Source organism: Paenibacillus sp. LK1, assembly GCF_002750415.1.
Classification (GTDB): Bacteria; Bacillota; Bacilli; order Paenibacillales; family Paenibacillaceae; genus Paenibacillus; species Paenibacillus taichungensis.
This window is the reverse complement of record NZ_PEII01000022.1, coordinates 35148-48481: the sequence shown is the minus strand read 5'-3', so window position 1 is coordinate 48481 and position 13334 is coordinate 35148. Positions and strand designations below refer to the sequence as shown.

Here is a 13334-nt window from a genome sequence, read left to right as displayed (position 1 = left end):
TTCTTGTATGTTAAGGCATGAACCGAGCAGAGTGGGACCGCGATAAACGCCTCTGCAGCTTAATAGCTGCAGGGGCGTTTTCTATTTAGGTCGAGTCGGAAGTACACTACCATGAGGGCCGCGCCGTCCGGTAAGCCGGAGGACGAAGACCTGAACAAGAGGGGAACGAGCATGTTCAAGAAGATCAGATCAGATATCCAGGCGGTGTTTGAAAACGATCCGGCGGCCCGGGGATGGTTTGAAGTTGTATTTACCTACTCGGGGCTGCATGCGATATGGGCGCACCGGGTGGCACACTTTTTATACAAGCGGAAATGGTTTTCTTTCGCCCGGTTTATTTCACAGGTCAGCCGTTTTATGACAGGCATCGAAATCCATCCCGGGGCTACAATTGGCAATCGGTTGTTTATTGACCATGGCATGGGCGTCGTGATTGGGGAAACATGTGAAATTGGCGATGATGTTGTCATCTATCAGGGGGTCACACTTGGTGGAACGGGTAAAGAAAAAGGGAAGAGACATCCGACAATTGGAAATAATGTGGTTATCTCATCCGGGGCGAAGGTGCTAGGTTCCTTCAGCGTGGGGGATCAATGTAATATTGGTGCGAACTCTGTTGTACTGAAGGAAGTTCCTTCGAACAGCACCGTTGTAGGCATACCGGGCAGAATTGTGAAGCAGGATGGCCGCCGGGTGGACCGTCTGAATCAGCAGCTTCCCGATCCGGTCATCGATTCCCTGCGCACGATGCAGCAAGAAATCGAACGATTGCGTGAAGAAGTGCGTACTCTGCAGAGTACACATGAAAGTGAGTATTCCCGTGGTACAATAGAATAATGATGGAAACGGATGAAAGGAAAGTGACTATGACGCTTCAAATTTACAATACGATGAGTCGTACCAAAGAGAATTTTGTTCCTCAAGAGCCGGGGAAAGTGAAAATGTATGTGTGCGGGCCGACAGTATATGATTACATTCATATCGGGAATGCACGTCCAGTTATCTTTTTCGACACGGTTCGCGGATACCTGGAACAGACAGGTCATGAAGTGAACTATGTCGTGAACTTCACGGATGTGGATGACAAACTCATTCGCAAGGCCGAGCAGCTTGGTACGGATGTTCCTCATGTCGCAGAAAAGTTTATTGCAGCTTACTACGAGGATCTCGAAGGGCTGGGTATTCCGAAGGCAAGCAGTAATCCAAGAGTGACGGAAAACATGCCGCTTATTATTGATTTTATCCGTGAATTGGTTGAAAAGGACTTCGCCTATGAAAATGGCGGTGACGTATATTATCGTACAGGCAAATTCGCGGAGTACGGCAAATTATCGAAGCAAAACCTTCAGGAATTACAGTTTGGAATCCGCATTGGTGTAGATGAGCGCAAAGAGCATCCGGAAGACTTCGTACTTTGGAAAGCTGCGAAGCCAGGTGAGATATTCTGGTCCAGTCCATGGGGGGATGGTCGTCCGGGCTGGCATATCGAGTGCTCTGCCATGGCACGGGAATACTTGGGGGATACGTTGGATATTCACGGCGGAGGACAGGATTTGCAGTTCCCGCACCATGAGTGCGAATGCGCTCAATCCGAGGTGTTGACTGGCAAACCACTGGCAAACTACTGGATGCATAACGGATTTATTCGTATTGATAACGAAAAAATGTCGAAATCACTCGGTAACGGAGTGCTTGTTAAAGACCTTCGCAATCAATATAAACGCGAAGCCATTCGTTATTTCATGTTGTCTACTCACTATCGCAATCCGTTGAACTTCACGGAAGATACGATGGAACAGGCACAGAATAGTGTGGACCGGATTGCCAATGCTGTAGGTAACCTTAATCATCGCTTGCAAGCTGTGAGCGTGGATCAGGCTGTGTCAGCAGAGTTTGCAACGAGACTGGAGCAGATTCGTCAGCAGTATCATGAGAAAATGCAGGACGACTTCAATACGCCTGATGCGATTACGGCACTGTTTGAATGGGCTGGGGAAGCTAACCAACTGTTGCAGCAAGATGTGGTAAACGCTGCGGACATTCGCGCCCTGCTGGAATTATTCAGTGAGCTGAATGCGGTGCTTCGCATCTATACCGAGGCTGAACCGGAGCTTTTGGACGAAGAAATCGAACGTCTAATTGAAGAACGTAACGAAGCGCGCAAGTCCAAAAACTGGGCGCGGGCTGATGAAATTCGGGATGAACTGTCTGCGCAGGGTATCTTGCTTGAGGATACGGCTCAAGGAATGAGATGGCGCCGCAAATGAGCGAAGAGCAACTGAAAAAGTTGTCTGAATCCGTCGAACATGCCGAGCAACGGGAAGAACAACAGACAGATGAACAATCTCTGAGCGTTGACCAGGGAGGGTGGTTTCCTTATCCGCCCTCTCGGCCTGCACGGTTAATTCCTCCCATCGCTCTCGCTTACATTGGTGATGCGGTATATGAGGTAGCCGTACGCCAGTATCTGTTGTCCAAAGCCAATATGCGTCCCAACCATCTGCACCGTAGTGCGACGGGTTTGGTATCGGCGAAGGCACAGAGCCGTATCCTCACAGGTATTGAGGCTGAGCTGACCGAGGAAGAACGTGACATTGTCAGACAAGGTCGTAATGCCAAGTCTGGCAGTATTCCCAAAAACGCAGATGTTTTGGAATATAGACATGCCACAGCTTTGGAGTGTCTGATCGGTTACCTGTATAGCAGTGGTCGGCATGATCGCATGATTGAATTAATTCGCAAGGGCATCCAGCATGCGGAAGAACATTCGCATTCACCGACAAAATAATATAAATTACAACAAAGCCGCTTCTGTAAGATGTGCCGAATAGGGTGCAGTATATCACAGGGCGTTATAGAGAGGATCGAACAAAGATGGAAGAAGAATGGATCGCCGGTAAACACTCCGTGACGGAGGCGTTGCGTTCAGGCCGGACCATTAATAAAATATGGATTGCAGATACAGCGCAAAAACATTTGACGCAGCCCATTATTGCGGAAGCAAAAAAACTAGGGATTGTCATTCAACACGTGGACAAGCGTAAACTGGATCAAACGGTTCCGGGCATTCAACACCAGGGCGTGGTAGCACAAGCGGCTCCTTACGCTTATGTGGAGGTTGAGGACATTCTTGCTGCAGCGGCTGCAAAAAATGAACATCCATTTTTGATTTTGTTGGATGAGATTGAAGATCCACATAATCTTGGATCCATTTTGCGGACGGCTGACTGCACAGGTGCACATGGTGTCATTGTACCTAAACGGCGTTCAGCTGCAGTTACAGTGACCGTATCCAAAACATCAGCAGGTGCGGTGGAGTATGTGCCAGTGGCTCGTGTAAGCAATCTGGGTCAAACCATTGACCGTCTCAAGGAAGAGGGCGTGTGGGTCGTAGGTACCGATGTGGCTGCTCAGGAGAGCGTGTTTGGTAACGGAGTCTTTACAGGCCCGGTAGCCCTCGTGATCGGAAACGAAAACAAGGGAATGGGACGACTCATTCGTGAGAAATGCGATGTGTTGATCAAATTGCCGATGCAAGGTCAGATTAATTCCCTGAATGCTTCCGTGGCAGCGGGTGTTGTCATGTATGAAGTGCTCCGCTCGCGCCAAGCGCAGGACTAGAAGATATGGCTGATTCCCGTGATGTGCTTCTTGTAGACGGGTACAACATGATTGGTGACTGGCCGGAGCTATCCAGATTGGCGGAGAGTGGATTGGAGGAGGCCCGCAACAGGCTTCTCTCTCGACTAGCCGACTATCAGGCATTCTCTGGCCGGAGAGTCATTGTTGTTTTTGACGCCTACCTCGTGCCTGGACTCGGTAAATCCTTTACACAGAGCAAAGTGCAGATCTTTTTTACAAAGGAAAAAGAGACGGCAGACGAATGCATTGAGAGACTCGTTCGGGAACTAAGCACGCGAAGACGCCAAATCTATGTGGCTACAAGCGATATGGTAGAGCAGCATGTCATTTTTGGACAAGGAGCTCTACGTGTATCCGCAAGGGAATTGCTGATCGAAGTAGAGCAGAACGAAAAAGAGTTACAGAAACGTCTGGAAGAAGATCAAGCTAAAGCAACGCGAAATACACTTGGCGGCAAGTTAAGTCCGGATGTTTTGAAGCAATTTGAGCGATGGCGCCGGGAATAACAGCACGCTTTTACAAAAATTAGAATTTTGAAACTCTTGACAATTATGTTATTGATGTTCTTTTTTAGGCAGAGCGTGGTTGACGGTGTGAGGTACCATCATATATACTGATCCTATATTTCATAGAGTAGAGTAACGGGGTACCTTGCGTTGCAGCCGGAGGGATTGTCTGTGAGTGTCGACCTCAAAGATATCATGTTATCCAAGTATGATTACCAAAGTGACGAAGACATTGTCGAAGCGGTCCGTGAAGGTGAAAGCGAAGCGCTGGAGTTTTTGATTAACAAATATCGTAACTTTGTACGCGCCAAGGCAAGATCTTATTTTCTGATTGGGGCTGACCGGGAAGATATCATTCAAGAAGGAATGATTGGACTCTATAAATCTATTAGAGATTTTAAAGGGGACAAGCTCGCTTCTTTCAAAGCCTTCGCCGAGTTGTGTATTACACGACAGATTATTACGGCAATCAAGACAGCAACACGTCAGAAGCATATTCCGCTTAATTCTTATGTATCACTGGACAAACCTATTTATGACGAAGAGTCCGATCGTACGTTACTCGATGTGATTTGTGGAACACAGGTCAGCGATCCGGAAGAGCTTATCATCAATCAGGAAGAGTTTGTGGGCCTGGAAGATAAGATGTCTGAGATTCTGAGTGATCTGGAACGTAAAGTATTGATGTTGTATCTGGACGGGAGATCTTATCAAGAGATTGCAGTAGATTTGGACAGGCATGTAAAGTCCATTGATAATGCACTTCAGCGCGTCAAGCGTAAACTTGAAAAGTACCTGGAAGTTCGAGATAATTGAACACATGTTGTCGTTGAAGGAAAAGGCTCGGGGTTTGAGTCTTTTTTTGCTGCCTCAAGTTTATAAAGTTAAAGAATGATTATACTAGTAATCGCTTGGTCCATGCAGGAGAAGAGAAAAACAGAGATGAGAAACTGAATGTGTTTGATAGGAACTTTTTACCCATTGATGAAAGGCTATTCTTTCATTGACATGGTTATACCCTTATGATAAAGTGTTTTAGGTAGGCCTAAATTCGCGGCTTTTTTTTAGGATCAATTTAGAGACTCCGCTTGAATGTGGAAGTCTTCGGGAGGTGTACATCATGCGGGTAATTATTACTTTGGCTTGTACAAACTGCAAACAAAGAAATTACACTACGACAAAAAACAAGCGTAATCACCCCGACCGCATGGAGATGAAGAAATTTTGCAAGTTTTGTAACGAGCAGACTTCTCATCGCGAAACCAGATAGTTTTTTGGAGGTGTAGTCGGCGTGAAACGTAGTTTCAAATCTCTGATTTCCTTTTTCTCTGAAAGCTGGGCTGAACTTAAAAAAGTTCGCTGGCCTAATCGTAAAGAGCTGACCAACTACACATTGATCGTTCTTGGTACTGTTGTGGTTATGACGCTGTTTTTTTGGGTCGTTGATATCGGCATCTCCGCTGTGATCGAAGCGATTATTTAAGAAGGGTCCCAGGTGGCTTGATATGGAAAAAAGATGGTACGTCGTTCATACCTATTCAGGGTATGAGAATAAGGTCAAAGCCAATTTGGAAAAACGCGTAGAGTCCATGGGCATGGAAGACAAGATTTTCCGCGTTCTTGTTCCTATGGAAGAAGAAGTGGTAAACAAAGACGGTAAGAAAAAAACCGTTATGCGTAAAGTTTACCCCGGATATGTCTTGGTGGAAATGGTCCAGACGGATGACTCTTGGTATGTTGTTCGCAACACGCCAGGTGTTACGGGATTTGTCGGTTCGACAGGTTCCGGGTCCAAACCAACAGCCTTGCTGCCTGAAGAAGTGGAACAAATTCTGAAGCACATGGGCATGGTTGAGCCGAAGCCTAAAATTGAATTCGATATTAAGGAATCCGTACGTATTAAAGTTGGTCCTTTTGCGAATTTTGTGGGCTCCGTGGAAGAAATCTTGGTAGACAAAAGCAAGTTGAAAGTGCACGTGAACATGTTTGGACGGGAAACACCGCTTGAGTTGGAATACACGCAAGTGGAGAAGATATAGTCTCTTCAAGTTTCTTGTGGGAGGGCTGTGAGGCCCGTTAACCACTATTTTGCAAGGAGGTGTCAATCATGGCAAAAAAGGTAATCAAAATGGTAAAACTGCAAATTCCAGCAGGTAAAGCGAATCCAGCGCCTCCGGTAGGTCCAGCTTTGGGTCAAGCAGGTGTCAACATCATGGCATTCTGTAAAGAGTTCAACGCTCGTACAGCCGATCAAGCGGGATTGATTATTCCTGTTGAAATCACAGTATTCGAAGACCGTTCCTTTACTTTCATTACTAAAACTCCACCAGCAGCAGTTCTGTTGAAAGTGGCAGCTAAAGTAGAAAAAGGATCCGGCGAACCGAACAAGAAAAAAGTCGCTACCGTTAAACGTGATGCGGTACGTCAAATCGCGGAAACAAAAATGCCTGACCTGAATGCTGCTGACGTTGAGTCTGCAATGCGTATGGTCGAAGGTACTGCCCGCAGCATGGGTATCACCATCGAAGACTAATTTTTCATCTGAAACATGGCTTCGTAAAGCCGGTCGATTCGCGGCCGGTTGATGTGGGAGGTATATCCGCTAACACCACAAAGGAGGAATATAACATGGCTAAACACGGTAAAAAATACCTGGAAGCTGCTAAGCTGATTGACAGCGAAGCAACTTACGAGCCTTCAGAAGCTGTAGAGCTTGTGAAAAAGGCAGCCACTGCAAAATTCGATGAAACTATCGAAGCAGCAGTACGCTTGGGTGTTGACCCACGTAAACAAGACCAGGCAGTACGTGGTGTTGTTGTCTTGCCACACGGCACAGGTAAAACACAACGCGTATTGGTATTTGCAAAAGGTGACAAAGCGAAAGAAGCGGAAGCGGCTGGCGCGGACTATGTTGGTGATGCAGACATGATCAACAAAATCCAACAAGGCTGGTTCGAATTCGACGTCTGCGTAGCGACACCGGACATGATGAGTGAAGTAGGTAAATTGGGCCGACTGCTCGGCGGTAAAGGTCTGATGCCTAACCCTAAAGCCGGAACGGTAACTTTCGATGTATCCAAGGCTGTTCAAGAAATTAAAGCCGGTAAAATCGAATATCGTCTGGATCGTGCAGGTCAAATTCATGCACCGATCGGTAAAGCTTCTTTCTCAGCAGAGCAATTGAATGAGAACCTTAAAGCTCTCATGGATGCTTTGACTCGTGCTAAACCGGCGGCAGCAAAAGGTGTTTATCTGAAGAATGTAAGTCTTTCTTCAACGATGGGCCCTGGCGCACGCGTGAACGCAGCATCTTTTAGATAATATCACTTGACAGGCTTGTCCTGTTCTGATAATCTATAAAAGTTGTGAGTCCGAGTGACTGACCGTTGACATTTGAATATGCTTACCGTAGACAGTAGGTGCCTTTATGGCTTAATTTCCTGCCGAGGTGTGATTATAGAACTTAGAACGATGAAAATCGGTTATGAGTATATATCAAGCCTTCGTGATTCTACGGAGGCTTTTCTTAATGGGATAAATTTGATCAGGAGGTGTACAGTTTGGCAAACGCAAAAGTGATTCAAGCAAAACAAGAGTCCGTTGATGCAGTAACAGCAAAATTGCGCGAGAGCGCTACTAGCGTTGTTGTTGACTATCGCGGTTTGAACGTTGCCCAAGTAACTGAGCTGCGTAAGCAGCTTCGTGAAGCCGGAATCGAATTCCAAGTGCTGAAAAACTCGTTGCTTCGCCGCGCAGCAGCTGCAGCAGAACTGACAGAACTTAACGAAGTACTGACAGGTCCTAGTGCAATTGCATTCAGCGTAGACGACGTAGTGGCTCCAGCCAAAATTCTGAACGACTTCGCGAAAAAGAACGATGCACTGGAATTGAAAGGTGCAGTTGTAGAAGGTCGCGTAATTGGAGTACAAGAAGTCAAAGCGTTGGCAGAATTGCCATCCCGCGAAGGTCTCCTTTCCATGCTCCTCAGCGTGCTTCAAGCGCCAGTGCGCAACTTCGCGCTTGCGGTTAAAGCTGTTGCTGAAAAAGAAGAACAAGGCGCGTAAGCAACTTGATCTGAATGCTGCTTAGGCAGTGATGAAATACAAAAAAATAATATTATATATGGAGGTTCAATCATGAGTAAAGAGCAAATCTTGGAAGCAATCAAAGGCATGACTGTACTGGAATTGAATGATCTCGTTAAAGCAATCGAAGAAGAATTCGGCGTAACTGCTGCAGCTCCAGTAGCTGTTGCAGGTGGCGGAGCTGCTGCAGCTGAAGCTGAGCAATCCGAGTTCGACGTAATCTTGACTAGCGCTGGTGCTTCCAAAATCAACGTTATCAAAGCAGTTCGTGAAATCACAGGTCTTGGCCTGAAAGAAGCAAAAGAAGTGGTTGACAACGCTCCAAAACCACTGAAAGAAAAAGTAAGCAAAGAAGAAGCAGAAGCGGTTAAAGCTAAGCTTGAAGAAGCAGGCGCTTCAATCGAAGTTAAATAATTTAGCTTTCATTAGCTAGATGAACAAAACAACAAACCCCTTGACTTATATCAAGGGGTTTGTTGCTGTAATTGTATAAGGAAAGTGAGTGAGGACATGTCCAATCATTATTATTCGGACAAACCGCAAGTGGCACATGACAGACGGGCTACAGAAGCGGAGCTACGCGGATGGAAATTACGACTCGTTACGGATGCAGGGGTATTTTCCAAAAACGGAATCGATTACGGCAGCAGAGTGTTGATTGATGCTATAGAGTTGCCTGCTGGAGCTCATGTACTGGATGTGGGCTGCGGATATGGACCCATTGGTCTTACGGCAGCTAAACTTGTACCGGATGGACATGTCACCATGATCGATATCAATGAGAGAGCGGTTGAGCTTTCCAAGGAAAATGCAAAAGCGAACGGCATAACGAATGTAACAGTTATGCAAAGCAATCTTCTGGCTGAAGTTAAAAAGGAAGACTTTGACGCGATTCTAACCAATCCTCCGATCCGTGCGGGTAAGGATACCGTACACACGATCTTTGAACAGGCTTATGGTCATTTGAAGATGGGCGGAGCGTTATGGATTGTCATTCAGAAAAAGCAGGGGGCACCTTCGGCAAAAGCGAAGCTGGAATCTCTCTTTGGACGAGTGGAGGAAGTAACGAAGGATAAAGGCTACCGAATTTTCAAAGCGGTAAAATTGGAAGAGGCGCCTTTAGGCTAAATCCTAATTTGTAAAGTAAGCAGGGCAGCATTTTTTTTGCAATAGGACTATTGACTTGAAATTCAGGCCGTGGTATTATTGTAAAATGTCAGTATTAAGATGCCCTATTTGGCTTTAGCTAACTAAAAATGTCAACCTTTTTTACGCCGAACGGGCTTATTATGCCTACGTTTGGCGTATAATATGTACATTTTGGGCAAACTGGGGATAAGTATGATTTGGAAAGACATCCGCCGATCAAAGTTGCTCTTTTTTCGAACGACATTCGAGTAAGGGCTTTTCTTTATTTGTGGATGCATTGCTTTGCTCTGTATGTGTACCATTATAAGGTTACAAACAGAGGTTCGCAACGAAATTTTTAAAGTGAGTAGACATTGAGGGGTGAGTTTAAGTTGGCAGGACATCTTGTTCAATATGGTCGACGCACTCGGCGCAGTTATGCACGAATTAACGAGATACTCGAAGTTCCGAACCTGATTGAGATCCAACAAAAATCTTACGATTGGTTTTTGGAGGAAGGGTTGCGCGAAATGTTCCAGGATATCTCGCCGATCCAGGATTTTACAGGTAACTTGATTTTGGAATTTATCGATTACAGTCTCGGTGAACCGAAGTATACAGTAGACGACGCGAAAGAGCGTGACGTTACTTATGCAGCACCGCTTCGGGTCAAAGTCCGGCTCATTAATAAGGAAACCGGCGAAGTCAAAGAGCAGGAAGTATTCATGGGAGATTTCCCGCTGATGACCGACACCGGCACATTTATTATTAATGGTGCGGAACGGGTTATTGTCAGCCAGTTGGTTCGCTCTCCTAGCGTTTACTTCAGTACCAAAGTAGATAAAAACGCCAAAAAAACGTATACCGCTACAGTTATTCCTAACCGCGGCGCTTGGCTCGAACTGGAGATGGACGCGAAGGATGTTGTTTACGTCCGGATCGACCGTACACGTAAAATACCGGTGACGGTTCTCCTGCGTGCACTTGGTTTTGGCACAGACGCTGAGATTCTGGATCTGCTCGGTAATGACGAATATATCCGCAATACACTGGACAAAGACAATACGGATTCAACGGAGAAAGCGCTGATTGAGATTTATGAGCGTCTTCGTCCGGGCGAGCCACCAACGCTAGATAATGCGAAAAGCTTGCTTGTAGCTCGTTTCTTTGATCCAAAACGTTATGATCTGGCTAATGTAGGTCGTTACAAAATCAACAAAAAGCTGCACATCAAGAACCGTTTGTTCAACCAACGTTTGGCTGAGTCTCTTGTAGATACCGAAACTGGCGAAATTATCGCTGAAGCAGGTCAAATGATAGACCGTCGTCTGTTGGATGAAATCATGCCGCAACTAGAGAAGAGTGTTGGTTTCCGCACATATCACGTTGCTAACGGCGTTTTGGATGCCAATGATATCCCGATGCAAACAATTGATGTGTTTTCACCAATTGAGGATGGTAAGGTCGTTAAACTGATTGCCAATGCTAACATTGATAAATCAGTGAAGAACGTTACACCGGCTGATATCATTTCCTCAATCAGTTACTTCATTAACCTTCTGCATGGCATCGGAAGCACAGATGATATCGATCACCTGGGTAACCGTCGTCTCCGCTCGGTTGGTGAACTCTTGCAAAACCAATTCCGTATCGGTTTATCCCGTATGGAACGTGTAGTTCGTGAGAGAATGTCCATCCAGGATGCTAACGTAATCACGCCTCAGGCTTTGATTAACATACGTCCTGTTATCGCATCCATTAAAGAGTTCTTCGGTAGCTCGCAATTGTCACAGTTTATGGATCAAACGAACCCACTGGGTGAGTTGACGCATAAACGCCGTCTGTCCGCACTCGGACCGGGTGGTTTGACACGTGAGCGTGCCGGCATGGAAGTCCGTGACGTGCATCCATCCCACTATGGCCGGATGTGTCCAATCGAGACACCAGAGGGACCAAACATTGGTTTGATCAACTCCTTGTCGACATTTGCCCGTGTGAACGAATATGGATTCATCGAAGCTCCTTATCGCTGGGTCGATCCGAAGACTGGTGTCGTAACCGAGCAAATCGATTATCTGACAGCAGACGAAGAGGACAACTATGTAATTGCTCAAGCGAATGCGAAGCTGAATGAAGACAGTACTTTTGCTGAAGAAGCGATCATTGTACGTTACAACAAGCAGTCGGATAACATCCTTACGATGCCGAGTGAACGTGTTGACTACATGGACGTATCTCCTAAGCAAGTTGTATCTGTCGCTACAGCGCTCATTCCGTTCCTTGAGAACGATGACTCCAACCGTGCGCTCATGGGATCGAACATGCAGCGGCAAGCCGTTCCACTCTTGATTCCTAAAGCTCCGCTCGTCGGAACAGGTATGGAACATAAAGCCGCGAAAGATTCCGGTGTATGTATTGTCTCCAAATATGACGGGATTATTGAACGTTCTTCTGCGAATGAGATTTGGTTGCGTCGTGTTGAAGAAGTTGATGGTCAAGAAGTCAAAGGCGATATCGTTAAATATAAATTACACAAATTTATGCGTTCGAACCAAGGAACATGCATTAACCAACGTCCGATTGTCAAAAGAGGTGCTGTTGTCAAAGCTGGCGACATCCTTGCAGACGGTCCTTCGACGGAAATGGGTGAATTGGCACTTGGACGTAACGTAGTTGTTGCTTTCATGACTTGGGAAGGTTACAACTACGAGGATGCGATCTTGCTCAGCGAAAAACTCGTTAAAGAAGATGTGTATACATCCATTCATATCGAGGAATATGAGTCAGAAGCACGTGATACTAAGCTCGGACCTGAAGAGATCACGCGTGATATCCCGAACGTAGGGGAAGAAGCGCTTCGTAATCTGGATGAGCGTGGTATTATCCGTATCGGTGCTGAAATCAGTGCTGGCGACATTCTGGTTGGTAAAGTAACACCAAAAGGTGTAACGGAACTGACTGCAGAAGAACGTCTCCTGCATGCGATCTTCGGTGAGAAAGCACGTGAAGTACGTGATACTTCCCTGCGTGTACCTCACGGTACTGACGGTATCGTAGTTGATGTAAAAGTCTTTACCCGTGAAAACGGTGATGAACTGCCTCCAGGTGTTAACCAACTCGTTCGTGTCTATATCGCTCAAAAACGGAAAATTTCCGAAGGTGATAAAATGGCCGGACGTCACGGTAACAAAGGGGTCGTGGCCCGTATCCTGCCGGAAGAAGATATGCCTTTCCTGCCGGACGGTACACCAGTTCAAATCGTTCTTAACCCGCTGGGCGTACCTTCCCGGATGAACATTGGTCAAGTACTTGAAGTTCACTTGGGTATGGCAGCCATGCAGCTCGGTATTCACGTAGCTACTCCTGTATTCGACGGAGCGAAGGAGTATGACGTCTTCGATACGATGGAAGAAGCAGGTATGCAGCGAAATGGTAAAACCGTTCTGTACGACGGTCGTACGGGAGAAGAGTTCGAACGTGAAGTTACTGTCGGCGTCATGCATATGATCAAGCTGGCGCACATGGTTGACGATAAAATCCATGCTCGTTCCACAGGTCCTTACTCACTCGTTACGCAACAGCCTCTGGGTGGTAAAGCCCAGTTCGGTGGACAACGTTTCGGGGAGATGGAAGTATGGGCGCTTGAGGCTTATGGTGCGGCCTATACACTGCAAGAAATCTTGACTGTTAAGTCCGATGATGTTGTAGGTCGGGTGAAAACGTATGAGTCCATCGTCAAAGGTGAGAATGTTCCTGAACCAGGTGTTCCTGAATCATTCAAAGTATTGATCAAAGAGCTGCAAAGCTTGGGTATGGACGTTAAGATTTTGAGCGAAGATGAGCAAGAGATTGAAATGAAAGAAATGGACGATGAAGATGACGCTGCGAGCGATAAGCTCAGCCTCAACCTTGAGGGTACAGAGGTCGGAGCGGAGTAACCGCTTCGGGCGCATGATGACCGGCGTTTTTCATC

Annotated in this window: 15 protein-coding genes and 1 other annotated feature; all 15 genes read left to right on the top strand. The window is 46.4% G+C overall.

The features are described from left to right. Positions 1-171 precede the first annotated feature (171 nt). The 15 genes from cysE (at position 172) to rpoB (ending at position 13299) form a co-directional block, all read left to right on the top strand. Positions 172-837, top strand: a complete 666-nt coding sequence (gene cysE / locus CS562_RS30845) for a serine O-acetyltransferase (protein ID WP_099859248.1) — start codon at positions 172-174, stop codon at positions 835-837. A 29-nt stretch (positions 838-866) separates the two neighbouring features. Continuing rightward, positions 867-2267 carry a cysteine--tRNA ligase gene (gene cysS / locus CS562_RS30840; protein WP_099859247.1) on the top strand — a complete coding sequence of 467 codons (1401 nt, stop codon included), beginning with the start codon at positions 867-869 and terminating at the stop codon, positions 2265-2267. Continuing rightward, entirely contained in the window at positions 2264-2788 is a 525-nt protein-coding gene (locus tag CS562_RS30835; protein WP_257219661.1) for a Mini-ribonuclease 3, read from the top strand. Before cysS ends, CS562_RS30835 begins: the two co-directional genes overlap by 4 nt. 86 nt (positions 2789-2874) lie before the next feature. After that, a complete protein-coding gene (gene rlmB / locus CS562_RS30830; protein WP_062329492.1) occupies positions 2875-3621 on the top strand; it encodes a 23S rRNA (guanosine(2251)-2'-O)-methyltransferase RlmB in 747 nt (248 codons plus the stop codon). A gap of 5 nt (positions 3622-3626) precedes the next feature. Then, complete coding sequence (locus CS562_RS30825; protein ID WP_076292158.1) at positions 3627-4148, top strand: NYN domain-containing protein; 522 nt, start codon at positions 3627-3629, stop codon at positions 4146-4148. A 171-nt stretch (positions 4149-4319) separates the two neighbouring features. Further along, the gene (gene sigH, locus CS562_RS30820) at positions 4320-4964 is read left to right on the top strand and encodes an RNA polymerase sporulation sigma factor SigH (protein WP_024633601.1); all 645 of its coding nucleotides are present in this window, start codon (positions 4320-4322) and stop codon (positions 4962-4964) included. Positions 4965-5268: 304 nt separating this feature from the next. Then, positions 5269-5418: a 50S ribosomal protein L33 gene (gene rpmG, locus CS562_RS30815; RefSeq protein ID WP_072735843.1), complete on the top strand. Its 150-nt coding sequence runs from the start codon at positions 5269-5271 to the stop codon at positions 5416-5418. 21 nt (positions 5419-5439) lie between these two features. After that, the gene (gene secE / locus CS562_RS30810) at positions 5440-5631 is read left to right on the top strand and encodes a preprotein translocase subunit SecE (RefSeq protein WP_024633600.1); all 192 of its coding nucleotides are present in this window, start codon (positions 5440-5442) and stop codon (positions 5629-5631) included. Between the two features lie 22 nt (positions 5632-5653). After that, entirely contained in the window at positions 5654-6187 is a 534-nt protein-coding gene (gene nusG, locus CS562_RS30805) for a transcription termination/antitermination protein NusG (protein WP_024633599.1), read from the top strand. 68 nt (positions 6188-6255) lie between these two features. After that, the gene (rplK, locus tag CS562_RS30800) at positions 6256-6681 is read left to right on the top strand and encodes a 50S ribosomal protein L11 (RefSeq protein ID WP_076292159.1); all 426 of its coding nucleotides are present in this window, start codon (positions 6256-6258) and stop codon (positions 6679-6681) included. Positions 6682-6776: 95 nt separating this feature from the next. Continuing rightward, positions 6777-7469: a 50S ribosomal protein L1 gene (gene rplA, locus CS562_RS30795; protein WP_024633597.1), complete on the top strand. Its 693-nt coding sequence runs from the start codon at positions 6777-6779 to the stop codon at positions 7467-7469. Positions 7470-7536: 67 nt separating this feature from the next. Then, positions 7537-7685: a sequence feature (ribosomal protein L10 leader region), on the top strand. Positions 7686-7708: 23 nt separating this feature from the next. Further along, positions 7709-8212: a 50S ribosomal protein L10 gene (gene rplJ / locus CS562_RS30790; RefSeq protein WP_076292160.1), complete on the top strand. Its 504-nt coding sequence runs from the start codon at positions 7709-7711 to the stop codon at positions 8210-8212. Positions 8213-8284: 72 nt separating this feature from the next. Beyond that, entirely contained in the window at positions 8285-8647 is a 363-nt protein-coding gene (rplL, locus tag CS562_RS30785; RefSeq protein ID WP_076292161.1) for a 50S ribosomal protein L7/L12, read from the top strand. Between the two features lie 96 nt (positions 8648-8743). Beyond that, positions 8744-9361: a class I SAM-dependent methyltransferase gene (locus tag CS562_RS30780; RefSeq protein ID WP_076292162.1), complete on the top strand. Its 618-nt coding sequence runs from the start codon at positions 8744-8746 to the stop codon at positions 9359-9361. Between the two features lie 392 nt (positions 9362-9753). Beyond that, positions 9754-13299: a DNA-directed RNA polymerase subunit beta gene (gene rpoB / locus CS562_RS30775; RefSeq protein WP_076292163.1), complete on the top strand. Its 3546-nt coding sequence runs from the start codon at positions 9754-9756 to the stop codon at positions 13297-13299. Positions 13300-13334 lie beyond the last annotated feature (35 nt).

What these genes read in the sequence shown, in the direction of transcription:
- cysE (WP_099859248.1), top strand. Translation starts at nt 172, where the DNA reads ATGTTCAAGAAGATCAGATCAGATATCCAGGCGGTGTTTGAAAACGAT.
- cysS (WP_099859247.1), top strand. Translation starts at nt 867, where the DNA reads ATGACGCTTCAAATTTACAATACGATGAGTCGTACCAAAGAGAATTTT.
- CS562_RS30835 (WP_257219661.1), top strand. Translation starts at nt 2,264, where the DNA reads ATGAGCGAAGAGCAACTGAAAAAGTTGTCTGAATCCGTCGAACATGCC.
- rlmB (WP_062329492.1), top strand. Translation starts at nt 2,875, where the DNA reads ATGGAAGAAGAATGGATCGCCGGTAAACACTCCGTGACGGAGGCGTTG.
- CS562_RS30825 (WP_076292158.1), top strand. Translation starts at nt 3,627, where the DNA reads ATGGCTGATTCCCGTGATGTGCTTCTTGTAGACGGGTACAACATGATT.
- rpmG (WP_072735843.1), top strand. Translation starts at nt 5,269, where the DNA reads ATGCGGGTAATTATTACTTTGGCTTGTACAAACTGCAAACAAAGAAAT.
- nusG (WP_024633599.1), top strand. Translation starts at nt 5,654, where the DNA reads ATGGAAAAAAGATGGTACGTCGTTCATACCTATTCAGGGTATGAGAAT.
- rplK (WP_076292159.1), top strand. Translation starts at nt 6,256, where the DNA reads ATGGCAAAAAAGGTAATCAAAATGGTAAAACTGCAAATTCCAGCAGGT.
- rplA (WP_024633597.1), top strand. Translation starts at nt 6,777, where the DNA reads ATGGCTAAACACGGTAAAAAATACCTGGAAGCTGCTAAGCTGATTGAC.
- rplL (WP_076292161.1), top strand. Translation starts at nt 8,285, where the DNA reads ATGAGTAAAGAGCAAATCTTGGAAGCAATCAAAGGCATGACTGTACTG.
- CS562_RS30780 (WP_076292162.1), top strand. Translation starts at nt 8,744, where the DNA reads ATGTCCAATCATTATTATTCGGACAAACCGCAAGTGGCACATGACAGA.